29 protein-coding genes and 2 pseudogenes are annotated in these 23,604 nt (G+C 53.3%); 17 read left to right on the top strand and 14 right to left on the bottom strand.

Going from position 1 to position 23,604, the window contains the following annotated elements:
- Positions 1-207: 207 nt before the first annotated feature.
- A complete protein-coding gene (locus tag ACQG2Q_RS25840) occupies positions 208-675 on the bottom strand; it encodes a hypothetical protein (protein ID WP_033488156.1) in 468 nt (155 codons plus the stop codon).
- Between ACQG2Q_RS25840 and ACQG2Q_RS25835 the strand changes: the two genes are divergently transcribed.
- Positions 674-868, top strand: coding sequence for a hypothetical protein (locus ACQG2Q_RS25835; RefSeq protein WP_074162140.1), 195 nt, complete (start codon positions 674-676; stop codon positions 866-868). The two genes, ACQG2Q_RS25840 and ACQG2Q_RS25835, sit on opposite strands and share 2 nt — an antisense overlap.
- Positions 869-1,050: 182 nt before the next feature.
- Here the strand turns inward: ACQG2Q_RS25835 and ACQG2Q_RS25830 are convergent, their stop codons facing one another.
- From ACQG2Q_RS25830 to parM, 4 genes are read right to left on the bottom strand one after another with little or no spacing between them, the layout of a single operon-like run.
- Positions 1,051-1,254 carry a hypothetical protein gene (locus tag ACQG2Q_RS25830; RefSeq protein WP_033488155.1) on the bottom strand — a complete coding sequence of 68 codons (204 nt, stop codon included), beginning with the start codon at positions 1,252-1,254 and terminating at the stop codon, positions 1,051-1,053.
- A gap of 28 nt (positions 1,255-1,282) precedes the next feature.
- Positions 1,283-1,546, bottom strand: a complete 264-nt coding sequence (locus tag ACQG2Q_RS25825; RefSeq protein ID WP_033488154.1) for a hypothetical protein — start codon at positions 1,544-1,546, stop codon at positions 1,283-1,285.
- 3 nt (positions 1,547-1,549) lie between these two features.
- The gene (locus ACQG2Q_RS25820) at positions 1,550-2,212 is read right to left on the bottom strand and encodes a plasmid partitioning/stability family protein (RefSeq protein ID WP_033488153.1); all 663 of its coding nucleotides are present in this window, start codon (positions 2,210-2,212) and stop codon (positions 1,550-1,552) included.
- 2 nt (positions 2,213-2,214) lie between these two features.
- A complete protein-coding gene (gene parM, locus ACQG2Q_RS25815) occupies positions 2,215-3,186 on the bottom strand; it encodes a plasmid segregation protein ParM domain-containing protein (RefSeq protein WP_162489785.1) in 972 nt (323 codons plus the stop codon).
- A gap of 231 nt (positions 3,187-3,417) precedes the next feature.
- Here parM and umuD point away from each other — a divergent pair, with 231 nt between their 5' ends.
- From umuD to repE, 3 genes are all read left to right on the top strand, one after another.
- Complete coding sequence (gene umuD, locus ACQG2Q_RS25810; RefSeq protein ID WP_033488151.1) at positions 3,418-3,849, top strand: translesion error-prone DNA polymerase V autoproteolytic subunit; 432 nt, start codon at positions 3,418-3,420, stop codon at positions 3,847-3,849.
- Positions 3,849-5,120 (top strand): Y-family DNA polymerase, encoded by a 1,272-nt coding sequence (locus tag ACQG2Q_RS25805; protein ID WP_033488150.1) that lies wholly within the window; start codon positions 3,849-3,851, stop codon positions 5,118-5,120. The genes umuD and ACQG2Q_RS25805 overlap by 1 nt, the downstream gene beginning before the upstream one ends.
- Before the next feature lie 442 nt (positions 5,121-5,562).
- Positions 5,563-6,318, top strand: a complete 756-nt coding sequence (gene repE / locus ACQG2Q_RS25800) for a replication initiation protein RepE (protein WP_008502210.1) — start codon at positions 5,563-5,565, stop codon at positions 6,316-6,318.
- Between the two features lie 299 nt (positions 6,319-6,617).
- Here repE and ACQG2Q_RS25795 read toward each other — a convergent pair whose 3' ends face one another.
- A complete protein-coding gene (locus tag ACQG2Q_RS25795) occupies positions 6,618-7,976 on the bottom strand; it encodes a hypothetical protein (RefSeq protein WP_033488149.1) in 1,359 nt (452 codons plus the stop codon).
- A gap of 232 nt (positions 7,977-8,208) precedes the next feature.
- Between ACQG2Q_RS25795 and ACQG2Q_RS25790 the strand changes: the two genes are divergently transcribed.
- Together ACQG2Q_RS25790 and ACQG2Q_RS25785 are read left to right on the top strand one after the other, a co-directional pair.
- Positions 8,209-8,835 (top strand): ParA family plasmid-partitioning AAA ATPase, encoded by a 627-nt coding sequence (locus ACQG2Q_RS25790; protein ID WP_008502208.1) that lies wholly within the window; start codon positions 8,209-8,211, stop codon positions 8,833-8,835.
- Complete coding sequence (locus ACQG2Q_RS25785; RefSeq protein ID WP_071530977.1) at positions 8,832-9,137, top strand: hypothetical protein; 306 nt, start codon at positions 8,832-8,834, stop codon at positions 9,135-9,137. Before ACQG2Q_RS25790 ends, ACQG2Q_RS25785 begins: the two co-directional genes overlap by 4 nt.
- 96 nt (positions 9,138-9,233) lie before the next feature.
- On the opposite strand, the gene ACQG2Q_RS25780 is transcribed toward ACQG2Q_RS25785, so the two are convergent.
- From ACQG2Q_RS25780 to ACQG2Q_RS25765, 4 genes are read right to left on the bottom strand one after another with little or no spacing between them, the layout of a single operon-like run.
- Positions 9,234-10,010 (bottom strand): site-specific integrase, encoded by a 777-nt coding sequence (locus tag ACQG2Q_RS25780; RefSeq protein ID WP_033488148.1) that lies wholly within the window; start codon positions 10,008-10,010, stop codon positions 9,234-9,236.
- Positions 10,010-10,828 (bottom strand): hypothetical protein, encoded by an 819-nt coding sequence (locus ACQG2Q_RS25775; protein ID WP_033488147.1) that lies wholly within the window; start codon positions 10,826-10,828, stop codon positions 10,010-10,012. The genes ACQG2Q_RS25780 and ACQG2Q_RS25775 overlap by 1 nt, the downstream gene beginning before the upstream one ends.
- Before the next feature lie 48 nt (positions 10,829-10,876).
- Positions 10,877-11,206 (bottom strand): hypothetical protein, encoded by a 330-nt coding sequence (locus ACQG2Q_RS25770; protein WP_033488146.1) that lies wholly within the window; start codon positions 11,204-11,206, stop codon positions 10,877-10,879.
- A 45-nt stretch (positions 11,207-11,251) separates the two neighbouring features.
- Positions 11,252-11,554: a hypothetical protein gene (locus ACQG2Q_RS25765; RefSeq protein WP_033488145.1), complete on the bottom strand. Its 303-nt coding sequence runs from the start codon at positions 11,552-11,554 to the stop codon at positions 11,252-11,254.
- Positions 11,555-12,145: 591 nt separating this feature from the next.
- Here ACQG2Q_RS25765 and ACQG2Q_RS25760 point away from each other — a divergent pair.
- Genes ACQG2Q_RS25760 through ACQG2Q_RS25745 form a run of 4 tightly spaced genes read left to right on the top strand, consistent with a single transcriptional unit; the run spans position 12,146 to position 14,776 of the window.
- Positions 12,146-12,388 (top strand): hypothetical protein, encoded by a 243-nt coding sequence (locus ACQG2Q_RS25760; RefSeq protein ID WP_373276182.1) that lies wholly within the window; start codon positions 12,146-12,148, stop codon positions 12,386-12,388.
- Positions 12,385-13,605 carry a hypothetical protein gene (locus ACQG2Q_RS25755; protein WP_032650454.1) on the top strand — a complete coding sequence of 407 codons (1,221 nt, stop codon included), beginning with the start codon at positions 12,385-12,387 and terminating at the stop codon, positions 13,603-13,605. The genes ACQG2Q_RS25760 and ACQG2Q_RS25755 overlap by 4 nt, the downstream gene beginning before the upstream one ends.
- Positions 13,602-14,282, top strand: a complete 681-nt coding sequence (locus tag ACQG2Q_RS25750) for a DUF6884 domain-containing protein (RefSeq protein ID WP_032650452.1) — start codon at positions 13,602-13,604, stop codon at positions 14,280-14,282. Before ACQG2Q_RS25755 ends, ACQG2Q_RS25750 begins: the two co-directional genes overlap by 4 nt.
- Positions 14,279-14,776: a thermonuclease family protein gene (locus ACQG2Q_RS25745; RefSeq protein ID WP_032650450.1), complete on the top strand. Its 498-nt coding sequence runs from the start codon at positions 14,279-14,281 to the stop codon at positions 14,774-14,776. The genes ACQG2Q_RS25750 and ACQG2Q_RS25745 overlap by 4 nt, the downstream gene beginning before the upstream one ends.
- Here ACQG2Q_RS25745 and ACQG2Q_RS25740 read toward each other — a convergent pair.
- Positions 14,743-15,309, bottom strand: a pseudogene (locus ACQG2Q_RS25740) (SOS response-associated peptidase family protein); the annotation flags it as partial. The gene ACQG2Q_RS25745 and the pseudogene ACQG2Q_RS25740 overlap by 34 nt on opposite strands.
- 33 nt (positions 15,310-15,342) lie before the next feature.
- Positions 15,343-16,275, bottom strand: a pseudogene (locus ACQG2Q_RS25735) (Tn3 family transposase); the annotation flags it as partial.
- 70 nt (positions 16,276-16,345) lie between these two features.
- Between ACQG2Q_RS25735 and ACQG2Q_RS25730 the strand changes: the two are divergent.
- The 4 genes from ACQG2Q_RS25730 (at position 16,346) to ACQG2Q_RS25715 (ending at position 18,870) form a co-directional block, all read left to right on the top strand.
- Positions 16,346-17,050 (top strand): IS6-like element IS26 family transposase, encoded by a 705-nt coding sequence (locus ACQG2Q_RS25730; RefSeq protein ID WP_001067855.1) that lies wholly within the window; start codon positions 16,346-16,348, stop codon positions 17,048-17,050.
- Positions 17,051-17,246: 196 nt separating this feature from the next.
- Positions 17,247-17,804: an OsmC family protein gene (locus ACQG2Q_RS25725; protein WP_000108589.1), complete on the top strand. Its 558-nt coding sequence runs from the start codon at positions 17,247-17,249 to the stop codon at positions 17,802-17,804.
- Positions 17,805-17,945: 141 nt separating this feature from the next.
- On the top strand, positions 17,946-18,527 hold the full coding sequence (locus ACQG2Q_RS25720; RefSeq protein WP_020277920.1) for a TetR/AcrR family transcriptional regulator: 582 nt from the start codon (positions 17,946-17,948) through the stop codon (positions 18,525-18,527).
- A gap of 4 nt (positions 18,528-18,531) precedes the next feature.
- Complete coding sequence (locus tag ACQG2Q_RS25715) at positions 18,532-18,870, top strand: carboxymuconolactone decarboxylase family protein (RefSeq protein WP_020277919.1); 339 nt, start codon at positions 18,532-18,534, stop codon at positions 18,868-18,870.
- Positions 18,871-18,899: 29 nt separating this feature from the next.
- On the opposite strand, the gene ACQG2Q_RS25710 is transcribed toward ACQG2Q_RS25715, so the two are convergent.
- Positions 18,900-19,229 carry a thioredoxin family protein gene (locus tag ACQG2Q_RS25710; protein ID WP_002431133.1) on the bottom strand — a complete coding sequence of 110 codons (330 nt, stop codon included), beginning with the start codon at positions 19,227-19,229 and terminating at the stop codon, positions 18,900-18,902.
- 213 nt (positions 19,230-19,442) lie between these two features.
- Between ACQG2Q_RS25710 and ACQG2Q_RS25705 the strand changes: the two genes are divergently transcribed.
- The 3 genes from ACQG2Q_RS25705 to ACQG2Q_RS25695 all read left to right on the top strand — a co-directional run bounded on the left by ACQG2Q_RS25705 (position 19,443) and on the right by ACQG2Q_RS25695 (position 22,155).
- On the top strand, positions 19,443-20,549 hold the full coding sequence (locus tag ACQG2Q_RS25705; protein ID WP_165731077.1) for an alkene reductase: 1,107 nt from the start codon (positions 19,443-19,445) through the stop codon (positions 20,547-20,549).
- 65 nt (positions 20,550-20,614) lie between these two features.
- Positions 20,615-21,316, top strand: coding sequence for a DsbA family oxidoreductase (locus tag ACQG2Q_RS25700; RefSeq protein ID WP_020277918.1), 702 nt, complete (start codon positions 20,615-20,617; stop codon positions 21,314-21,316).
- A 65-nt stretch (positions 21,317-21,381) separates the two neighbouring features.
- Positions 21,382-22,155, top strand: a complete 774-nt coding sequence (locus ACQG2Q_RS25695; RefSeq protein WP_020277917.1) for an SDR family NAD(P)-dependent oxidoreductase — start codon at positions 21,382-21,384, stop codon at positions 22,153-22,155.
- A 185-nt stretch (positions 22,156-22,340) separates the two neighbouring features.
- On the opposite strand, the gene ACQG2Q_RS25690 is transcribed toward ACQG2Q_RS25695, so the two are convergent.
- A complete protein-coding gene (locus tag ACQG2Q_RS25690) occupies positions 22,341-23,564 on the bottom strand; it encodes a MalY/PatB family protein (protein ID WP_023287190.1) in 1,224 nt (407 codons plus the stop codon).
- Between the last annotated feature and the right edge of the window lie 40 nt (positions 23,565-23,604).

The raw sequence follows: 23,604 nt of genomic DNA, 5'->3' as shown, positions 1-23,604 counted from the left end.
TCCGCGCCGTTATCTTACATGTGTGCCTTTGATTTCAGGACGTCCCCGACCGGAGACGTCTTTTTTTTGAGTAGGATATATGGCAGGTGAAAGTGAGAAGTGATTGTGCAATCATCTGTGTCGAAAACATCTGATGGGTTTTCACTTACAACGAATTTGACACATTTGAGGACGCTCTTTTCCCGGAAGGCGTCCTGTTTTTTTACGTCAACCCCCCTTCACCCTGTCGATGGCAAACTGCAGCGTGTCCCAGTTAAAACCGATGCCTGCATCGTGGCTGTGGTCGCAGATACGCATGGCTTCTGCAATTTCCTCCTCCGACAGACTGCCATCGAGGGACAGAAAATCATCTTCCAGCCAGAACGTCCCCATACACAGTGCATCCGGTGGGTACTGCTTCAGCCTGGCGATGAGCCCTGCCACCGTCACATCATCACGACATGCAGGACGCGACGGCAGGACGCGATCAGCGATGTCGTTCCAGCACCAGTCATCGTCGTCCGGTACGGGTTCCAGCAGGGTCAGTAATTCCACACCCGGCAGCCGGGAGAGCTGCTCCAGAACCTCCCCCAGAGAAAGTCGCTCTCCGCTGGCATCTTCACTCCACAGGTAATGGTGATTGATATAGACGGCAAACTCGCCGTTATCGAGTTCAATACAGGTCAGTCTGAACATGGTTGTGTCCTCAGCATCCGGCACCCTCTTGCGCCGTGCCGCCACAAAAACCCGGCGAAAAGCGGAGGACGCCAGGGCGACGCCGAAGCCGCAGCGCAAGCCCTGCACGGTGCATTCAGCCCGTGAAGGGCGCGAACGGGTGAGGACGGAGGCGACAGCTTCCCTGGCGGCTGAAGCGGCCGGGTTAGCGTGAAGGCACGGCGGCCTATCTTCCGGGACAACGTTAAACAGGGCGAGATAATTTCACATAAAATTAAAATGTGATTTACATCACAAAACAATACATTATAATCGCCGAAAAATTAAGCGTTTAGTTTTGACGGCAGGGATGAGATGTCACCCTGCCGTTTTTTTCTGAAGTGTACGGGGCCGGATTTAACGCGCAGGAGCAGCACCAATACGTCTCAGCGCATCCTCTACTTCACGCAGTCCAAAAATATCCTCAGGCGGCTGCTCTTTTCCGGACAGGCTACATACCGTAAAGACGGCATTTGATGCGGTTAATCTCTCGCGGAACAACGCCTGCAGTGCCACAACGACCAGCGTACGTTCGTCTCCTGTCAGTTCTTCAAGCTGCATACTGTTTCCTTCAGGTTAATGTTCATATTCATCCCCGCCCCTTTGGTTTTTTCTCGTCAAACGCCAGGAGAACCCCGAGGCCGATCAGTGAGGCATAGCAGACCTGCATCGCGATTGTCACCGGCAGGGAGATGTTATCAACAAGAACGCCGGGAACCACAACGGCCACGCCTGCCAGTATCATTCCCCTGCCGGTCTTTTTGACCAGATCCGGCCACTGAGATTCAGGCACGTTCCGGGCACGCAGAAAGTTATGAATGCACTGCTCTGCCTTTTGTTTAATCACTGACATGTTTTAGTCTCCGAATGCCCGGCGCATATTTTTCTTTATCCTGGTCGCATCACCGGTTACCGGTGCAGCAGGCTCTGCTGGTTTCTCCGGTACTGCAGCCTGACTCACGCCAGCCGTACCGGCCATCTGCTGGACCAGAACCTGCAGCTCGCTGACCGTGCCGGGCGGTACCGGCATGCTGGCCAGCAGACGCGGCAGCTCCGGCGCGGTCGTATGCAGGGCCAGACCGGTGATAATCAGGTTTCTCAGCAGCTCTCCGCGCAGGCGGGATGACACCCCCGTCAGCACACGTTCAACCCGCTCACTGCTCCGGTCATCCAGAAGCGTCAGGGTGTAACGCCGGCGCTGGTATTCAGTATCCGGTGACATGGCCAGAGCCGCCACGCCACCGTCAGGCTCATCAGGAAGTCCTGAGAGTGAAGACCAGGTGCCGGAGACCAGCGCCATCACGGCACAAAGCCGGATGGCGCTCAGATGCCCGTCAAAGAACACCGGGATCAGCGCCGGTAAACGGGCATCCGTCTGGTACATCACCGCCCCGGCGGTGGCGGCGGTCCGGATGAAGTCACCGCGCAGGGGCTGTGAGATGGTGCTGATGGTCGCCATCGCCGCGATGTCGGTGCGATCGTCGCTGTGCAGATAGAAAGAATACTGGCCGTCCGGCACGTTTAGTCCTCTTTATTGTAAAGGGCAATCTCTCTGGCCAGTGCCAGCTGCGGATCGCCGATAACCTCGATACGGTCAGGAGCCAGAGGCCAGGCCTGACGGATAGCCTCTTCAATGAGGGATGCCCCTCCCCCGACCAGGAATACCCGGTTAACGTTCCTGAAGGCCGTCAGCTCACTGGTGACGCGCGCGCCCAGGGAAGTGATTGCCTCTGTAATTTTGTTCAGAACATCGTCGATTTTTCCGGCATCGTTGATCACACGCTGCAGATACTGACGATCGTTGCGGTTGCGGATGACCGTGTCAGCAATAAGCGCGCTGGTTTCGCTGTCTGCAGCCCGCAGCGCGCCTGCAGCTGCGCGGGTGACCTGCGACACGCCGACAGACGGATTGCCGTGTACCGCACTGATATCGTCAAACTGTCCGACAATCACGCCGGCATCGAGCGTGGTTCCGCCGAGATCGATAATCAGGGTGGTCTCTGCGGGACCGGGCTTCAGCTCCGCGAGACGGGAGAACGCCGCCGGCAGTGATTCCGGCATCACCGTCACGTTCGTTACGGTAAAAGCCCTGCCCTTATTCAGCACCAGTTTACGCATCAGGTTTTCCCGTTTGCGTCGGATGTTCTCCTCGTTCCGCTGGCAGTCCCCGTCATAATACTCGCTCAGGGGCAGCGTCACGGTCAGGCTCACCGGCTGCGGCTCAAGTCCGCTGTTCAGCAGGGCATGATGCACGGCCAGCAGGTTGAGATCACCGTACTGATATTCCACGTTTGTTGTCGGGATGGCATCCCGGCTGACGCTGTCCCAGGTATATTTCAGCGTGCCCACCTCATAGTTGAACGTTGCAGCACTGAATTCCGCCACTTTCCAGCCATGCCGGAAGGAGTTAGCAGAAACCCGGGTCTGCAGCTCGTTTCCTTCAAACCATGCCAGCTTAACATTAGTTGAACCATCATCGCAGTAAATATTCACCATTATGCTCCGTCAATTACACTCAATTTGATACATATTATAAGAGCAAAATGGAAAAATAAAAGCCTTATTTCTCATAATGAGAAATACAAAATAATCAAAATGATATTACTGAACATTTTGAGTAGCTTAGGTTACTCACTCTGTTCATGGCGCAGGCGATCTGGATTATCCTCACGCTGTTAAATATACTGTATGCATAACCAGTATATTTAGACGTCAGGAGGAAAGATGAAACTGCAGCTTTTCAGCACCGGGAAAGAACTCTCGCCACAGGCCCATCCGTTGTTTGCAGACCTGGCCAGCTGCGGTTTTCCCAGCCCTGCAGCTGACTATGTCGAATCCGATCTGGATCTCCATGATTACTGCATACGGCATCCGAGCGCGACTTACTACCTTCGCGCCAGCGGAGACAGCATGGCCGACGGCAGCCTGTACAATGGCGATCTGCTGGTTGTGGACTGTGCCGAGAAGCCCCGGCATGGCGATATTGTTGTGGCCAGCGTGCAGGGGGAGTTTACTGTCAAACGGCTGCTGCTGACGCCACGACTGACGCTGCAGCCCATGAACGCCGCCTGGTCGCCGATTTATCCCGACCCGGACGATCTGGATATCTTTGGCGTCGTCACGCACATCATCCACCGCCCGAGGGAGATGTACTGATGTTTGCCCTGGCCGATGTGAACAGCTTTTATGCCAGCTGCGAACGCGTTTTCCGCCCGGATTTGAAAGGAAAGCCGATCGTCGTCCTGAGCAACAACGACGGAAATGTGATCGCACGCAGCGCCGAGGCGAAGCCCTGGATAAAAATGGGCACCCCGTGGTTCCAGATAAAGAACGAGCTTTACCCGGAAAAAATATACTGTTTTTCAAGCAATTATGAGCTTTACGCTTCGATGTCGGCGCGCGTGATGAGCTGTCTGGAGGAGCTGGCGCCCAGGGTGGAACAGTATTCGATTGACGAGATGTTCCTCGACCTGACCGGCGTGGAGCACTGCATGGCTCTGGAGGACTTCGGCCGGCAGCTGCGCCAGCACGTATATGACTGTACCCGTCTGACCATCGGAGTGGGGACTGCTCCAACAAAAACCCTTGCAAAATCAGCACAATGGGCCTCAAAGGAGTGGAAACAGTTTCGTGGTGTGCTCGCCCTGACTCAGGGTAATCCTCAGCGAACGCGGAAACTGCTTTCACTGCAGCCGGTCGAAGAGATCTGGGGCGTGGGAAACCGTATTGCACGCAAGCTCAATGTTCTGGGCATTAAGACCGCGCTCGACCTGGCCCTGACGAACCCGGCCTTCATCCGCAAAAATTTCTCCGTCGTTCTCGAGCGAACAGTACGCGAACTGAACGGGGAAAGCTGCATGTCGCTTGAGGAAGCACCACCGACGAAACAGCAGATCGTCTGCAGCCGCAGCTTTGGAGAGAAAATCACGGAGTACGATTCGCTCCGCCAGGCTGTCTGTCAGTACGCAGAGCGGGCCTCAGAAAAGCTGCGTAAAGAGCGCCAGTACTGCCGGCATATTTCCGTATTCATCAAAACGTCTCCGTTCGCCGTTAAAGAGCCTTACTATGGCAACGTGGCCACGGAGAAACTGCTTACCCCCACTCAGGACACCCGGGACATCATTGCGGCCGCCACAACGGCTCTGGAGCGTATCTGGAAGGATGGGCACCGGTATGCCAAAGCCGGTGTGATGCTGAATGACTTCACCGGCTCCGGCGTTTCGCAGCTGCAGCTGTTCGACGAACGTCCTCCACGTCCTCACAGCGCTGAGCTGATGAAGGTTCTCGATGGCATTAATCATTCCGGGCTGGGACAGGTCTGGTTTGCAGGACGAGGTATTGCGCCTGCATGGCAGATGAAACGCGATATGCTCTCCCCTGCGTACACCACCCGCTGGAAAGATATCCCCATAGCGAGGATCGGTTAAATTTCGCCTTTCAGAGAGAGCCAGTAGTGCTCGCCGCAGCCGAACGACAGGGCGAAGCCCGCGAGTGAGCGAGGAAGCACCAGGGAACTGCACGGACAAATTCTGCTTACGCTCGGTGTTTAATGGATACCCCACTCTGTTTATCCACTTATCCACGGGCATATTTTTATAAGATCTTTTTAAAGGGTTGTTAGGTTTACCTTTTTAGAACACCTCTCAGCCCTTTATTCATGCGGGTTTGAGAAGGATCTGTGTGACAATCTGCCCTTTCAGTGTGACAAATCACCCTCAATCTCCATCTTAAAGTGTGACAGATTGCCCTTAACCCTGTGACAAATTGCCCTCATGATTTGTTGTATTCCACAAAGTTATCCCAACCTGTTGACTCTTTTTCAATTAGTGTGACAATCTAAATTCCTGTCACACTTTACACGGACCTGTCATGACGGAAGTTGCGGTTATCAACCATAAAAAACGTAAGAATAGCCCGCGAATTGTCCAGTCAAACGAACTGACTGAGGCGGCATACAGTCTATCTCGCGATCAAAAGCGTATGCTTTATCTCTTTGTGGACCAGATCAGAAAATCTGACGGTACGCTGCAGGAGCATGACGGTATATGTGAAATTCAGGTCGCCAAGTATGCGGAAACCTTCGGGTTGACCTCCGCCGAGGCAAGCAAAGATATCCGTCAGGCTCTCAAGGGATTCGCGGGTAAAGAAGTGGTCTTTTATCGGCCTGAAGAGGATGCCGGGGAAGAAAAAGGTTATGAGTCCTTTCCCTGGTTCATCAAACGTGCCCATAGTCCCTCCAGAGGGCTCTACAGCGTTCATATTAACCCGTACCTCATTCCTTTCTTTATTGGCCTTCAGAACCGTTTCACACAGTTCCGACTAAGTGAAACGAAAGAGATCACCAATCCCTATGCCATGCGCCTGTACGAGTCACTATGCCAGTACCGTAAGCCGGATGGCTCTGGCGTGGTATCCCTGAAAATAGACTGGATCATGGAGCGCTATCAGCTTCCGCAAAGTTATCAGCGTATGCCGGACTTTCGCCGTAGGTTCCTGCAGGCGAGTGTCGATGAGATTAACAGCAGAACGCCAATGCGCCTGTCTTATATAGAGAAAAAGAAAGGACGCCAGACGACTCATATAGTCTTTTCTTTCAGCGACATAATGTCGATTACACCTGAGTGAGTTTTGAGGGTGATTTGTCACAATTAGCAGGGTGGTTTGTCACACTAGAGTTAAAGCTCTCAGGGTGATTTGTCACATAACAGTTTGTCTTCCTTTGCCCTGACTGGTTTTCTGGAACTACATGGTTCCAATTTTGTGCTTTAAATACACTTAATGAGGGCAATTTGTCACATTTAGTTCAGTGCAGCTTGTCACATCTCCCCTCAGCCCTGAGTGTCGTTTGTCACACTTAAGTGCGTCCTTTCCACTTCTGGCTGAGGGTGCATTGTCACTATTTGAATTCAAAACCGCTGCCTGAACTATTTGTGCATTTTCCCTGCACTAAAGATGTGTTTGAGCAGGAAGCTGTTAAATGTCCTGTCTAAAGGTTCTGGCCAACCCGGAGGATCAGTTAAGAGCACACCTTCCTGCTCCATCCAGCTATGTGTTTGCAGTTTACGCTCGACATACTCCTCGGATTCAGAGCCCATTGTTTCGATGATGAAAGTGGTAACTATGTTTTCTTTGCTCGGAACCACATTCAGTATGAAGTCAGGATGAATGACCTCCTCCACCCCATTTTTAGTGCTTTTAGACGTGAAAAGTGGCTTGCTGAGGCTGATAGCATCCGGATGATTTTCCTGACGGCCAGCATAGCTGCTGGCGTTTATTATTACCTTCAGTGTGTCGCGTTCTTTGTTGCTATCCACAGGCACAGGATTATCAAGCGTATACGCAGCATGCGCATAGCCCTCATGGCAGTAAACCTTGCCATCCCTACCTCTGCGGTATTCCAGAATTGCCCAGTATGGGGCCCGACTGCCAGTGTTGTAGGTGCTTTCTCCATTGATACTGACTCGGGCTTCAGGCCTATGGATAAAAGTATTACTCCGAACGCTAAAGGTTACTTCTTCCCGATTGGCATCGGTCGCAATACCAATGATATACACGCATGCCTCCTTATCACTGCTATCAGTCTGCAGTGAGACTTCCAGCTGAGTCAGCATGTCGTTAATCCGTTCGAGGGACAGCCAGGGTGCGCAACTGAACAGCATATTAAGCTGTGTTCCGTTGCCCATTGTATGTTCATCCAGAACTTCTTTTATTCTTTTGACCGAACCGACTAACCCCGGACTTTTGTATTCAGGTACTAGTTCAAGTTGGTTCAGGCCAGCTGCCTGAATGAGAGTCAGCAATTTTCGGCCCAGAGCCGGAATGGGTTTAAGAGTTTTGCGTCGACGCTTACGGAGCACTACCGGCCCTTCCACAGCGGTGATTTTGGTGTCTTTCTTCTTGTCAGGTAACCAGTCATTCCCGCCAACCGGATTTAGTGGGCTGGTTTTTCCTTCTGTGATAGTGTTATCAGCATCCTTACTTTTCTTTAGCCTGAACAAAGGGCACTGTTCATCATGCTGTCTTGTCGTCTTGACGTGGCGTAACCTGGCAACGTTAACCTCGCAGTTAAAAGGACCTTCAATGTTCGGGTCATGTTCGACGCAATCGCATTTTAACCACAACTTACGGCGGTCCATTTCTTCAAGCACAGAATTTGCTATACGTAAATCAGCCTGAGCGGGTTTTCGACCGTTGCTGAACACATGCAGCAATGCCTCTCTCTCTGCCAGATTCAGTTTCCTTTCAAGCCTTCCCCTTGGATTTTTTTTCCACACCAGGTCCATTGCTTTACTCCTTCACTCAAAAGTGCGATTACGATAACAAGATAATATTTTGTTATCGTAATATCTTGTTAAGATCGTAAGATAATAATATTGTATTTTAATGCATTGAATTTAATGTAATTGTTAACATATTAAGTTAATATGATAACAAAATATCAACTCAGGCGCATATTGAAAATTAATGCTTGTTATCCTATTATCTTAATAAGATAACAAACAAGGTGTGCGGAATATGATCATTGTTCTTGGTAGTCAAAAAGGTGGAGTAGGTAAAAGTACGCTCGCAGTTTCCATCGCTGCATATCTTATGGCATTAGGAAAGCGAGTTCTCATTGTAGATGCCGACGATCAAAAATCAGTGCTAACCTGGTATAACAATCGACCAGAGAACTTGCCTCATATGCCTGTGACTGGAGCGTCCGGCAACATCAAAGCCATGCTTAAAGAGCATGAAAAGTCTTATGACTTTGTAATCGCCGATTGTGCTGGCCGTGACAGTGCAGAGATGCGAAGTGGATTAATGGCTGCAGATGTGTTTATTTCCCCTTTACGACCGTCCCAAATGGATTTGGATGTTGTACCTCATACATGCTCTGTTTTTACTGCTGCTAAAGATTTCAACGAGTCTGTACGTGGGTATTTAGTGTTGAATATGACACCAACTAACATGTTCGTTAATGAAGCTAATCAGGCGGCGGATGTTCTCAAAGACTTTCCGGAAATGAATCTGTCTAATGCTCGCGTATGTGACAGAAAAGCTCACAGGGATGCCTGGGCCGAATCAATGACTATTTTTGAAACACAGAACATCAAAGCCCAAGAAGAAATTGAAGCTCTGGTTAAGGAGATCATTCTGTGAGAAATAGAGCACATACGCCGCCAAAGGATGAAGCTTCGTTTATAAACGGAGGTTCAGCTGGCCTTACTGCAAAAAATCTTGACGAACCAAGTAATAAACCTGCGACTAGTAAAGCAAAACCAGTCAGCATCTCTCTTGCTGAAGAGAATCTTAGCTCAATTGATAATGTCATAAGGGAAGAGATGTTATCAGGGAACAGGAGAGTCAATAGATCAGATGTAGTTAGAGCTGCAGTGATGGCGTTAGAAAATTTATCGCGAGAAGAAATATCTCAACTCATTGAAAAATCTAGATTAAAATAATAACTTAATAACTTAATAACTTAATAACTTAATAACTTAATAACTTAATAACCCATTAAGATAGCAAGATAATAAATTACTATCTTGCTATCTTAATCATCTATTTTTTAGCAACGCTACCGCCTCATCGCCCGGCATCTGGAACTGCACCCGGTGCCGTGCCGCGACATCGAGCGCAAACACCTTCGTATACACCTCAGTCGAACTGATGCTCTTATGCCCCATCAAACTCTGCAGCACCTTCAGTGGTATACCGGCATACAGCATGTGCATCGCGTAGGAATGACGGAACGTGTGCGGGGTCACCGGCACGGAGAACGTCACCCCGTCGGCCGCTGCGGCTTCAACTGCTTCGCTGAGCCAGGTGCGAACCGTCCGGTCGGTGATCTCCCAGATGCGTGCCTTCTCGGTTCTGCCGCTTCGCTTATTACGTCGTTCAAGAGGAATTTTCAGCGTGGCCACCATCATCTCCAGTTGACCGACATAGTTCGCATCAGAAAGCGGTACCAGCCGGTGAGTCTGACTGCCGACGGGCGCACGGCCAGCCGTTCTGGCGGCTTTTTCAGCCCTTTGTTTGAGTGTGGCCAGCTGCACGAACGGGTAGGGCGGTGCCAGGGAAAAATCACTCCGGGTCAGGGCCAGTGCTTCGTTAATACGGGCGCCGGTGTTCCACAGGGTAGCAAGAAGCATCTTGCGGTGAAGGTCGGGCACATAGTGGAGCAGGGCACTCACTTCCGGGGCCAGCAGGTATTTCGGCAGTTCGTCCTGAACCAGTGCCATCTGACGCAGGGCCAGCGCCGCCGGATAGTCGATAGAAACTGGTAACTGAGTACCTGTGGCCGAATACCCTCCCAGGGTTACGAGTCCGGTCATCAGGATGATTCTCTGCCCGGGGATATGCGCAGTGCTGCCGCAATGATTTCCCGGTTTTCTTCTGTACGCGAGTTACCAAAATAGTCCACTTCCAGACGCAGGGAATGATCTGCAGCCTCTATCAGATCCGACACTTTCTGCAGGGCGCTCTGCAGCTGCGGCGCTGATATCACTCGTGGCACATCATGCTCATCCACACCGTTGCGGTGTACCAGATCGTTTCGCCAGTCTGCGATGATACCCAGCGGCTCAGTTGGCCAGACGGGCGGTATATGAAGCACAGTCTCGAAATAGCGCTCAATGGTTTTTACGTTATGAAACGTCATCCGGGAAACAAAATTCTGCGCCGCAGGCCGGAACAGAGAAAGAGCCATGTCACGGGCAGCATGTTTTACCGGATTTTTGATTTTATCGGACTTCATATAAAACTCATCCCTGAACCGTGTAAGCGGCAAGTCCTCTTCCAGCAGAGCCCTGGCGCAGTACATCAGGTACGCCTCCATGACCGTCACGGCATGGACGAAAGACATCCTGTACACCAGTTCAGGCTGCTCTGTATCGAGCAGGGTATACAGCCCCTTCAACTCCTGCATGGCGTGTAGGTAACGCTGATGAACATTGTTTAGGGAAGCCACAAACAGCCCGTGTTCATGATCCCACTGAGCCTGATCGGCGAGATACTCCTGTTCCCAGCAATAAAGGTTAGCGGCCTGTTCCCATTCTTCTGAGCCGGGGACAACATCCGGATAATTTTCCGCAAGCCATTTATCAAATCGTTCAGATTCAATATCCATCATCTGGTCTTTCATGCTTCCCATAATGCCAGTACCCTTCTGTATGGTTCTGTAAATGAAAAATCCCGCCGTTCATACTGACGCCGCGCTACCACGGAACGACTCAAAGGCCAGCAGGGCGTCCGTCCTGGAGGGCAGCTCGATACAGTCCCCGCGCTGCGGGTCGATCTCTTCATCTGTGGCCTCGTTATACCGCATACGCAGCCGCCATCCCGTCACGGGAGGTGCGTTCTGTATGGCCAGCACCATCCCTTCCGGCGACAGCAGTTCACGGAGGGTGTAGCAGGCGCCAATCCGGGTCGAATCCCGCAGCCACATCACGGGGTACTCACTGACCAGCTGGCCATACACACATTCCGGCGTATGGAAGTAATTCCCGTCCGCCCTGCATAAATCACACATAATCCCTCCTTTACTGAGAAATCCCGCCTTGCTGAAAGCGTCTTCCTACAGGCGTCGGATTATTTTCCGGGACGCATTAACATCGTGCTTCACCTTAAAAGGGTTGTCTTCAATACCAGGTTCATCACTGACGCAGTCATCGCTTTCACGCCGGCGCCATCCTCCCATAGGTTCAACGAAGATCCCGACGACGTATCCTTCCTGAGTGAGTAAATGTTTTGCCGGTGGGATCTGGGCGACCCCTTTCAGAACCGGATATTCAGTAATTCGCTCATAGATGACATCGTGTCCTTCATCATGGAGTTCCTGAATTAACGCGTCAGCTGTTATGTATTTCGATACCTGCATTCAAAGATCCTCCTGAAGCATTTGAAGAGATACTCATGGAAATAATCACCATGCGCAATCATTCCCTGCTCACACGCCTGAATGTCACGCTTGAGGATTTTCCCCTGCCGTCATCATTTTCAGGCTGATAATAAGCAGCCATATAGCCACGTCGTTAAATTACCGGATGGCCGTTTCGGTGTGATCCGATTTTTTGCGTATTCAACAGTTTCCGGAAGTGTACCACGCACACGAAATAAGCAAAGCGGCAATATCTGCCCCTGCGCGACGGGTCACGGGGAAGGGGGTAAACACAACATATAGAAGAAACAGCAGCTGACAGAGTGGCACATCTTGTGTTTCTGCGCCGCAGCGCGCCCGTGCGCCTGAGGCAGATCCGGAACAATCATTTTTCGGATCTGCGCGGCGGAAAACACGCAAGGGATATGATTACATGAGATAGTGCATAAAATCATATCAGGCGTGATATTTATCGTTAATCCAGAAATTCATATCTGATATGATGTTAACCAACTCAGTAACAAATCATTCTAGGTATGATTTTTACCTGACCGGACATTATCAGACGGAGCGTGCAGGATGGATAAAGAAATGACGTTTTCACTCAGCTATGAGCTGCTGACGCAAAAGGCAGAGGAGGAAATCAGGAAATGCGACCTTCGCCTGGACGGCCCGTACTACGTCCAGGAGCTGAACAGGGCCTCAGACATTCTCCGGTTCTGGTTTATCCTCGCAATGAGCGGGTACCCGGGCGTGCCGGACATGGAGCGCATTGACGCTGACAGGCTGCGCCTTGAGGGGCTGATCCATACTCTCAGGGAGATCCGGGCGTGACGGAGAAAAAAAGCCGCCGCCCGTCACCACTTCAGCGGCGGGTGCTGATTGTGCTGGCCGCCCTCGGTGCGAAACGTCCGGGACCGGTGGCCACGCGGGATATTGAGCGGGTGCTGGAGCAGGGCGGGGACGCCCCGGTGTACGGGCCGAACCTCCGCGCCTCCTGCCGGCGCATGGAAGCCGCGGGCTGGCTGCGCACCCTGCGCGCCCCGAACCTGCAGCTGGCCGTGGAGCTGACGGACGCCGGCCGTGCGCTGGCCGCCCCGCTTCTCGCTGACGAACAGGCGCGCGTCCTGGCGGAGCAGCGCGCAACGGCGGTCCGGGTTCTGCCCCTGTTCCCGCGCAGCCAGACAGAGGAAGCTGACGACCGCCCGGTGGCGCTCGACGGTCGCTGGCACCTGGCGTGCCGGGGCGACTACGTTATCCGCCTCGACGGGACCACCTGCCTGCAGCTGTGGAGCGCGGCCGGGCAGGTGACGCGCCTGGAAGGTGATCCCCTGCAGGTCGCCGCCTGGCTGCAGGCCTGCCACGATGCGGGGATTGCGGTGCGGGTGCAGGTTAATGAAAGCACCACGCCGGAGGCGGGTATACCGGACGGTAGCGCGCCGGCAGACCAGACGTCCTCCTGGTTACGCCAGCTGGAAGGCGCGCTGCAGGCGCAGGGGATCAGCGGTCTGAATGAGGAGATCAGGATGGCAATGATCATGCCTGGCGGGGCGCTCCGCGACCTGCCGGCGCCGGCGCGCCTGCTGCACGTCCTGCGCGACCGTCCGGAGGCGTTCCCGCTCACGGCTGCCACATACGAGGAAGACACGGAGGACGCGCTGGCCGACCTGCTGGCCCGCGCGGGGTTCACCGGTGACCAGGCGCAGGAGCTGCAGCGGCGCCGCATCCGCTGGCCGCTGATGAGCGACGAAGAATTTGACCGGCGCGAACTGAACAGCCTGCTGGACGAACTGGAGCAGCGCCAGCTGTACTGCAACCGCGAACAGCTGACGGCGATTGTGTTTTCGCCGGCCCGTAAACCCGGCGAGCGCTGGACGGAACGTCTGCAGTGGCTCCTGATGACGGACGGATTCGGGTTCCGGAGTCCGCTCTCCCGTGACGCAGGCTCCAGGGCGCTGGCGATCCTGGCCGGCTACACGGGGCGGGAGGTGGCGGACCATCTGGCCACGGTGATCGTCTGGAACGACCACAGCGCGGGGATGCCGTCATGAGCACAGGCAACGTCCATCTCATAGTCACCTGCACGCGCCGCAAAACCGTGCCTGCAGGTGATGCGGTCTTTCCGGATGAACGTGACGTGGAGAGAGCTTACGGGCTCTGGCTGGAAAGGCTGGCGCAGGCCCGTCGCGGATCGCCCTCCATGACCGCCGGCGAGCTGTATACGGGCCAGCACTGGAGCAGGGCAGCTGCGGCTGCAAAACGTACCGGCGCTGAGCTGTGGGTAATTTCAGCTGGCCTGGGGCTGCTGCACGTATCAGACGCTGTAGTCCCGTACGAAGCAACATTCTCCTCGATGCCGTTCAGTCACAGCAGACTGTGGGAAAGCCTGACGGCTTGCCCGCCTGCGGAACGACGGTATGCCTCCCTGAGGGCGCTGATGCAGTCGAGGCCTGACGATCGGTTTGTGGTGGCCGCCTCTCCGGTGTACCTGCGTGCCGTTGAAGCAGACCTGCTCGCGGGGAGGGACGCGTTACGTACGCCTGAACAGCTGCAGGTTGTCACCTCCAAAGGCTACCAGGGCGGCCTGAAGGACAGTGCCCGGTATACGAGCGCAGACATGATGAAAGAGCTGAATACCAACATGACCGGACTGAATGTCAGTTACGCCCTGCAGATCATTGATAATGAAAAACTGAACAGCAGTACAGCAGGTGAGGTGTATGCATGATCCGGCAGCTCAGTGCCATGCTCCTGCTCGTGGTGACCTTCCCGGCCAGCGCAGATATCAGCGGCCGGATCGTTCGCGTGCTGGACGGAGATACCGTTGAGGTTCTTGAAACGGGGAACCGCCTGACGCGCGTTCGTCTTGCCGGCATCGATGCGCCGGAAAAGAACCAGCCCTTTGGCCAGCGGTCCAGGCAGGAACTCACATCAATGGTGGCGCAGCGTAACGTAACCATCACGGGTGAAGAAACGGATCGCTACGGGCGGCGGCTGGGCACCGTGTGGCTTGGCGCGACGGATGTGAATGCCGCGCAGATCCGCAAAGGGCTGGCCTGGGTATACCGGTACCACGGAAAACCGGCCCGGACTGACTACGCTCAGCTGGAAGCCGAAGCCCGCCGACAGGGTATCGGGCTCTGGTCAGTTCCGGGTCAGACAGAACCCTGGCGCTGGCGGAGCCAGCATCAGGAGAGAGGTTCTGTCAGAGACGCTCCCTGATTCCGCACGTTGCCGACCGCCGGGGAAACTGGATGCCAGGTGAATGCCTCAGCAGGCACCGCCCCCTGTTTGGCTGTCCTGCCCGCCTCGTCACCACTGAGACTCTCGCGCAGCCAGTCCCGGGCGGCATCCGGCGTCAGCACCAGAGGACGACGATCGTGGATATCGAGAAGCCCTTTGTCCGCTGCTGCCGTGACAATAACAAACCCTTCTCCGTCATCCCTCAGTCCAAACGGCCGCGCGCCAATGGCAGCCATGAACACGGGCTGACCGTCCCTGCGGTAAATAAAATACGGCTGTTTATTGTTCCCCTGGCGCACCCACTCGTACCACCCGTCAGCAAACACAACGGCGCGGCCGCGTTCCCACAGCGGACGAAACATACGTCCCTCAGCTGCTGTTTCAGCACGAGCATTAATCAGGGGCGCTTTGTGCCACCACGGCGGGGAATATCCCCACAGAACAGGATCGAGCTGCAGCTGGTCATTGCTTTCACTGAGCAACAGCACCCGGGTCCCCGGCGCCACGTTGTAGGGGTCGGTTCCGGCTGAGGGCGAAATGACACCCTAAGCTTTCGGTTCCTTGGGCCAAAGATATTCGCCAGTCAGTAGAATGTGCGCCCAGCCCAATGGGGATATGTGGGGAAGAAATTCAGGGGGAACATCCAACCCTTCGTTCCGCCGCTCCGTGACGGCATGACCAAGATGGACGGTATTCCAGTAAATGATCACCGCAGTCAATAAATTGAGCCCAGCGATTCGGTAGTGCTGCCCCTCTGTCGTGCGATCGCGAATTTCCCCCTGCCTCCCGATACGGAGCGCATTTTTGAGCGCATGGTGGGCCTCTCCCTTGTTAAGACCGATCTGAGCACGCCGCTGCATGTCCGTATCCAGGATCCACTCAATAATGAAAAGGGTCCGTTCAATACGACCAACTTCACGAAGCGCAACTGCAAGGTTGTTTTGTCGTGGGTAAGAAGCGAGCTTGCGCAGGAGTTGGCTGGGCCTGATTTTGCCAGCGGTCATCGTCGCGGCACAACGGAAAATATCAGGCCAGTTCGCAACGATAAGATCCTCCCGGGCTTTTCCACCTACCAACTTGCGTAACTCCCTGGGGGTCGTATCGGGATTAAATACGTACAACCGCTTCGATGGCAGATCCCTGATTCGCAGAACGAGATTGTAGCCGAGCAGGCTACTGGCTCCGAACAAATGGTCGGTGAATCCTGCTGTATCGGCATACTGTTCGCGAACATGGCGACCGACCTCGTTCATCAGTAGTCCATCGAGAATATACGGTGCCTCGCTCACGGTCGCCGGGATCGACTGACAAGCGAATGGCGCGAACTGGTCGCTTACGTGAGTATACGCTTTGAGGCCGGGAACAGAACCATATTTGGCATTGACCATGTTCATGGCTTCGCCATGCCGCGCTGTCGGGAAAAACTGACCATCGCTCGATGCTGACGTGCCCATCCCCCAGACGCGTGACATCGGCAGTTTACCCGGCACTGTTGCAAATAGTCGGTGGTGATAAACTTATCATCCCCTTTTGCTGATGGAGCTGCACATGAACCCATTCAAAGGCCGGCATTTTCAGCGTGACATCATTCTGTGGGCCGTACGCTGGTACTGCAAATACGGCATCAGTTACCGTGAGCTGCAGGAGATGCTGGCTGAACGCGGAGTGAATGTCGATCACTCCACGATTTACCGCTGGGTTCAGCGTTATGCGCCTGAAATGGAAAAACGGCTGCGCTGGTACTGGCGTAACCCTTCCGATCTTTGCCCGTGGCACATGGATGAAACCTACGTGAAGGTCAATGGCCGCTGGGCGTATCTGTACCGGGCCGTCGACAGCCGGGGCCGCACTGTCGATTTTTATCTCTCCTCCCGTCGTAACAGCAAAGCTGCATACCGGTTTCTGGGTAAAATCCTCAACAACGTGAAGAAGTGGCAGATCCCGCGATTCATCAACACGGATAAAGCGCCCGCCTATGGTCGCGCGCTTGCTCTGCTCAAACGCGAAGGCCGGTGCCCGTCTGACGTTGAACACCGACAGATTAAGTACCGGAACAACGTGATTGAATGCGATCATGGCAAACTGAAACGGATAATCGGCGCCACGCTGGGATTTAAATCCATGAAGACGGCTTACGCCACCATCAAAGGTATTGAGGTGATGCGTGCACTACGCAAAGGCCAGGCCTCAGCATTTTATTATGGTGATCCCCTGGGCGAAATGCGCCTGGTAAGCAGAGTTTTTGAAATGTAAGGCCTTTGAATAAGACAAAAGGCTGCCTCATCGCTAACTTTGCAACAGTGCCAAATAAAACAGCCTGCTGGGTTCTTTTCCCCCTATTTTTTATAAAAGAGTAGACAAAAGAGGTTCGCGACACTAATCTACCAACTAGATGATTGGTGCTGGTTACACCAGCTATACCTTTTATCAAGAAATTACAGGAGCCATTATGTCTACTACCGTTAAACCTTCTGCAGACGCAGCTGCGATCCACAATACCCGTGAAGCAGTTCGCAGCCAGCCTGGCCTGGGTAACCTGACTTTCCAGATGAAAGCCCGTTCCAGCGGCGGATTAACCGTTCGCACAGAGACCGGCGCCACAATCCAGAACGGCGTTATCGATACCAGCCGTGTGGGGAAATTTTCTAATATCGGTGATGAACCCGCAGGTTTACTCGGCACCGATACCGGCATGAGCCCGACTGAATACATCATGCAGGCGCTGGCTGGCTGTTATACCGCCACCCTTACCATGATGGCTGCTGAAAAAGGGATCGACCTGGACGGTATCGAGCTGGATCTTAATTTCGATATCAACCTCAACGGCTTCCTTGGGCTGGACAGCAACGTGCGTAAAGGTGCGAAATCTATTCGCGTCGATGTTCACCTTACGAGCAAGACCGCCAGTCGCGAGGAGTTAGAAGCGCTGGTCAGCGAAATGCAAAAGAATTCGCCAATCCACGATACTCTGGCTAATCCGGTTGAAATGATTACACGCCTGGCGTGATGTCAGAGATGTAATGCTGCCATTCAGAATGCAGGATGGCAGTGACGTTCAGCTCTGCACGATACTGAGTCAGTGATACAACTTGCTACGGAAAAATAGCAACAATATAATCTATCAACTAGTAGATTATATGGAGTAATTATGACAACCATGACACGGGAACGGCTGCTCAGCGAAGCAGAACACCTGATGCGCGAAAAAGGGTATTCAGTATTCAGCTATGCTGATTTATCAAAAATAGTGGGTATCACCAAGGCCAGTATTCATCACCATTTCCCGACCAAAGATATTCTGGGTGAGCAGGTGGTAATACAGGCGTTCTCTGATACACAACGCGTATTTGAGCAGATAGAGGCGACTGAGAAAAGCGCGGAGAGAAGAATTGCGGCTTACATCGATATCTTCGCGCAAAGCCATAAAGCTTCGCTACTGCCACTGTGTTGTGCGTTGTCAGCAGAGACCGCCAATCTGCCTCAGGCAATTACTGTACAGACATCACTTTATTTCGATATGCAAATCGAGTGGCTCACAAAAGTCGTCAGGGCGGGCATGGAGTCAGGTGAGTTTTCATCCCATGCCGAACCATCAGATATTGCTTTGATGATCATTAATGTCTGTGAAGGCTCAAGCGTAGTGGCGCATGCAACGGCCAGACCCGAAGTCTTCGCCAACAGCCTTAAGTATATAAAACTGCTTCTTAATACCCCTCATTCAGGAGAATGACACTATGCTGGACTGGAACAACTATCGCTCAGAGTTAATGCAACGTTTAGGCGAGTTGGGCAAACTGACCCCCGAGACCATGAAAGGCGTGGTTGCCCTGGGCAACGCAGGTAACAAAACTGACCTTTTGGGCGCAAAAGTGCGTGAACTCATTGCCCTGGCGTGCGCAGTCACAACCCGCTGCGACGGCTGTATTGCTTTTCACGCCGACGCCGCTGTGAAAGCCGGTGCAACCGACGCTGAAATTGCTGAAGCGCTGGGCGTGGCGATTAACCTCAACGCTGGCGCGGCGGTCATTCATTCAGCCCGCACTCTGGATGCCGTCGGTCAGGCACGCGGTTAAGCATTAATAAATTCCACGTTAAAAGGGCATTACTGCCCTTTTTTTATGTCCGCAATAGCCTGAGCATATACCGATGCAGGTTTCACACCCGGTATGCGTTTAACTAATTGCCCTTCATGAAATATCAGCACAGACGGCAGCCCCCAGATCTCGTATTTGGTTGTCAGCACCGGCGCCTGATCTACATTGACTTTCCCCACCTGAATATCTCTATCGAGCCGGTCTGCAAACTGACTGAACATTTCTTCGCTGGCCTGACAGGGCGGACACCAGGGTGCAGAGAAACGTACCACCGATATTCCTTTGTACTGCTCTATCTGGCGGAAATTATCTTCGTTATAAGCTGTTAATGTACGCATGGTGATGACCTCGCAAAATGAGTGACAATTCAGGAATGGCTGCGTTATGACAAAAAAATACGACACACCCATTGACCTACCTACTAGATGGTTGGCATATTGCCACCCATCAGATGTTTATGCAACTCCAGTGCGCGACGTCCAGTCGATGATACTGCCGGGCTGTGCAAATCCCTGCCGGGATACTCCTTTTTGTTTTTTGTGAGGTATACGATGAGTAAGCTTTTCACCCCCTACAATCTGTCTGGCCTGGCGTTAAAAAACCGTGTAGTCATGGCACCGATGACCCGCACCCGCACCATGAATGACGTGCCGGATGAGGTCGTGGCTTTGTACTATGCACAGCGTGCTTCTGCTGGCCTGCTCATCACCGAAGGGATGTCGGTTTCAGAAGAAGGCCGGGGTTACCTTTATACCCCTGGTATCTACAACGACGAACACGTCCAGGGCTGGCGTAAAGTGACACAAGCGGTTCACGCCAAAGGTGGCCGTATTTTCGCGCAGCTCTGGCACGTCGGCCGTATGTCTCACGTCTCTCTTCAGCCAGGCCACATAGCGCCGGTTTCAGCGGGCACCGTTCAGGCGGTCAATACCACCGTTTTTGCGCTGACCGAATCCGGAGAACCGGGCCCGGTTGTACCAAGCCAGCCACGCGCGCTGGAAACGCATGAAGTTAAACGCATCACTGCAGACTTCGTGCACTCCGCACGCCTGGCGATGGAAGCCGGCTTTGACGGCGTGGAAATCATGGCGGCAAACGGATTCATCTTTGACCAGTTCCTCAGTAGCGAACTGAACACCCGCACCGACGAATACGGCGGCTCGGTGGAAAATCGTCAGCGTTTCCTGCTGGAGACCATTGACGCCGTGGCGGAAGCCGTGGGTAACAGCCACGTTGCCGTGCGCCTGTCACCGTTCGGCCGCATTTATGACCTCGCGCCGTATGAAGGTGAAGAGCAAACCTGGTCAGCCATCACCGACGCGCTCGGTCAGCGGGAACTGGCCTACGTACACCTTTACTATCAGCCGGTGTACACCAAAGCGCCACTTCCGGAAGGCTTCCGCCGCCGTTTTCGCAACACGTTTAAAGGCACCATCATCGCTGCCGGCGGTTTTACCCGTGATATCGCAGAGCAGGCTCTGGAAGATGATGAGCTGGATCTGGTGGCATTTGGTGTGCCCTACATCGCTAACCCGGATCTGGTTGAAAGAATGCAAAACGGCTGGCCACTGGCAGAAAGTGACCGCGCCACCTACTACGGCGTCAGTGGTTCCCCGGAAAAAGGCTATACCGATTACCCGGTCTGGCAGGCGCAATAAATCCCATACGGTCGCGGTTCTCTGATAAGTGAGAACCGACCGCCCAACGTCTTTGAGGAATCATTATGCAAACGCTGAAACCCACCCTTACCATCGATATCTGGTCAGATTTGGTCTGCCCGTGGTGCTGGATTGCTAAAAAAAGATTTGAACAGGGTCTGAATCGCTTTGAATTTCGCGACCAGGTGGTGATCCGCCATCACAGCTACCGTCTGGCCGGTGGTACTCCCGCGATGCCTTTTAAGGATGCCATCGTTAAAAAGCTGGGCAGTCAGCATTCAGCGGAGCTGATGATGAATCAGGTGGGCACCGCCGGTAAATCTGAAGGTCTGATCTACAACTTCGACGGCATGATGTTTGGTGATACAGAAGATGCACACACCCTGCTGGTTGCCGCGCGTAAGGCCGGAATTGCGGACACGGTGGAAGAACGTTTTTATCATGGCAGTATCACCGAAGGTCGCTCTCTCTTTGACCGTCAGCAGCTCGTTGCCATGGCCGTAGAAGCCGGTATGCCGAAAGCTGACGCTGAAGCCGCCCTGGAAAATGACGATTTTCGCGCCACCGTTTCCGACGATGAAGCCCACGCACAGTCTATTGGCCTCAGCGGCGTTCCGGTTTTTGTGATGAACGAAAAATATGCCATCAGCGGGGCTCAGGCAGCAGATAACTTTTTGAATGCCCTGCGTCAGGTCTGGGATGAACAGCAAACCGAATTTTCAGCCACTGCGGGTCAGACCTGCGGAACGGATGGCTGCAGTATTTAATCCGTCAACCGCCGGCAGTTTCACGCTGCCGGCAACGTCTTACCCACCAGTAATGGAGTCAGAAAATGAACACTTTTTTCAAAGGTAAAAAACTGCTCGTCGTCGGCGGTACCAGCGGCATGGGCCTGGCCGTGGCACGCATGGTACTGGAAGCGGGCGGCAGTGTCGTGCTGACCGGGAATAAAAAAGACAAAGCCGAAGCGGTGCAAAAAGAACTGAGCCCTCTGGGACCGGTTGCGGTCATCGCGGCGAACCTGATGACCGAAGAAGGTATGGAAACTATCCGTCAGGAAATTAATGCTCACCATCACGATATCAGCCTGATGGTGAATGCCGCCGGTATCTTCATGCCCAAAGGATTTACCGAGCACAGCTTTGCCGATTATGACATGTATCTTTCGCTGAACCGAGCCACGTTCTTTATTACACAGGATGTCGTGAAGAACATGCTCGCCGCGAAGCTCGAAGGGTCTATCGTCAACGTCGGTTCGATTGGTGCTCAGGCTGCACTGGGTGACTCGCCGGCCTCGGCCTATTCAATGGCAAAAGCGGGTCTGCATGCCCTGACGCGTAATCTGGCGATTGAGCTGGCCAGCGCGGGTATTCGTGTCAACGCGGTGTCTCCCGGGATTGTTCATACGCCGATATACGAAGGCTTCATGGACAAAGCGGATATCGCAGATGCTATGAAGTCGCTGAACGATTTCCACCCGCTGGGACGCGTCGGAACTGCCGAAGATGTGGCAAACACTATTCTCTTCCTGTTGTCTGACAAAACCTCATGGGTGACGGGCGCTATCTGGGATGTCGATGCGGGCATCATGGCGGTCAGACGATAACCCCGTGACGCTGGCATAAGCCGCCCCTTAAGGGCGGCATTTTTTTGTCGCCAGACATGTCATCAGCAGGCTTCACTAAGAATATTCACGACCTGTTCATCCGTGCCTTTTGTGTTCCCGGCACAGGGTGTTATGCCGGGTTCTGACGACATCCTGACAGGACAAAACGGCCAGAGAGAAAGGGGTTATACACGATGAGGAGCCGGTATCCGCAGTACCTGTGAAATTCTTTTCATCCCTGCTGTCAGCATACTCCGTGGGCAGGCCAGATTTAACCGGATATATCCGTCCCCATTGTCGACAAACAGCAAGCCCCCTTCAAGAAGGACCCCTGACTCCCGGGCAAAATACAGCGATAAATCCTCACCTGCGGTGTCGGGCAGGTAGCGGCTAATATCTATCCAGGCCAGATATGTCCCTTCGGGGATCGAGAACCTGGTTTCGGGTAAATAGCTTTTGAGATAGTCGTGCAGGTACTGGAAATTGCCGTCAATATATTCCCTCAGATGGACAAGCCAGTCATCACATTCACTCCACGCCGCTTTGTTTGCTGCCAGGCTCAGTGGAGAGATGAACTCGTCGTGTCTGAGACGCCACTCGCTTCTGACACCGGGATCCGGAATAATGATATTTGCCAACAAATTCCCGGCCAGATTGAATGTTTTACTCGAGGACATGCAGGTAATAATGCGTGTAGAATCAGGGAAAAGAGAGGCGGCCGGTGTATGACCGATACCGCTTCGGGACAGGTCGCAGTGAATTTCGTCAGATATCACCCAGATGTCATTGGCCAGGCAAATTTCAATAATCCGCTTAAGTTCATCAGGCCGCCAGACTCGTCCGGTCGGGTTATGCGGATTACACAGGAAAAGAATTTTCACACGTAAATCGGCCTGACTGGCTTTGCGTGCAAAGTCTTCCCAGTCAGGTTCCCAGCCGCCTGCTGATTTTTTTAACGCCGAGTACACCACGCGACGCTGACTGTATTCACCCGCCTTTTTAAACGGGCCATATGAAGGCGTCATAATAAGAATACTGTCATCCATGTCGGTCAGAAGCGGGACGAGACGGTTCAGCGCGGGAATAATGCCCGGAGACAGCACAATGTCTTCCGTTTTGAAACGGTGACCATATTGTCGCTCACACCAGCTGCCAAAGATCTCATAGTATTCTTCGTCGTAGATTTTAGTGTAGCCGAGTATTTTTCTATCCAGACGGTCTCTGATGGCCTGAAGAATCGGCTCTGGTGTGGCAAAAGCCATGTCAGCAACCCAGAGGTTGATTAGCCCTTCTGCCGGATACCGCATTGCAAATTCGGACTGTCCCGAAAACAGGTATTCCCGCCAGCCGTCCACGGTGAGACTGTCTGTTTTCTCTCTGCTTACGTACTCATCAAAATCATATTTCATTTCATAAACCTGCCTTAGGTGTAGTCAGAAACGTCGACCT

It is taken from the genome of Enterobacter cloacae complex sp. 370H10 (assembly GCF_050031535.1).
Classification (GTDB): Bacteria; Pseudomonadota; Gammaproteobacteria; order Enterobacterales; family Enterobacteriaceae; genus Enterobacter; species Enterobacter intestinihominis.
The sequence above is the reverse complement of the archived record's forward strand: the minus strand, read 5'-3'. Positions and strand labels throughout refer to the sequence as shown.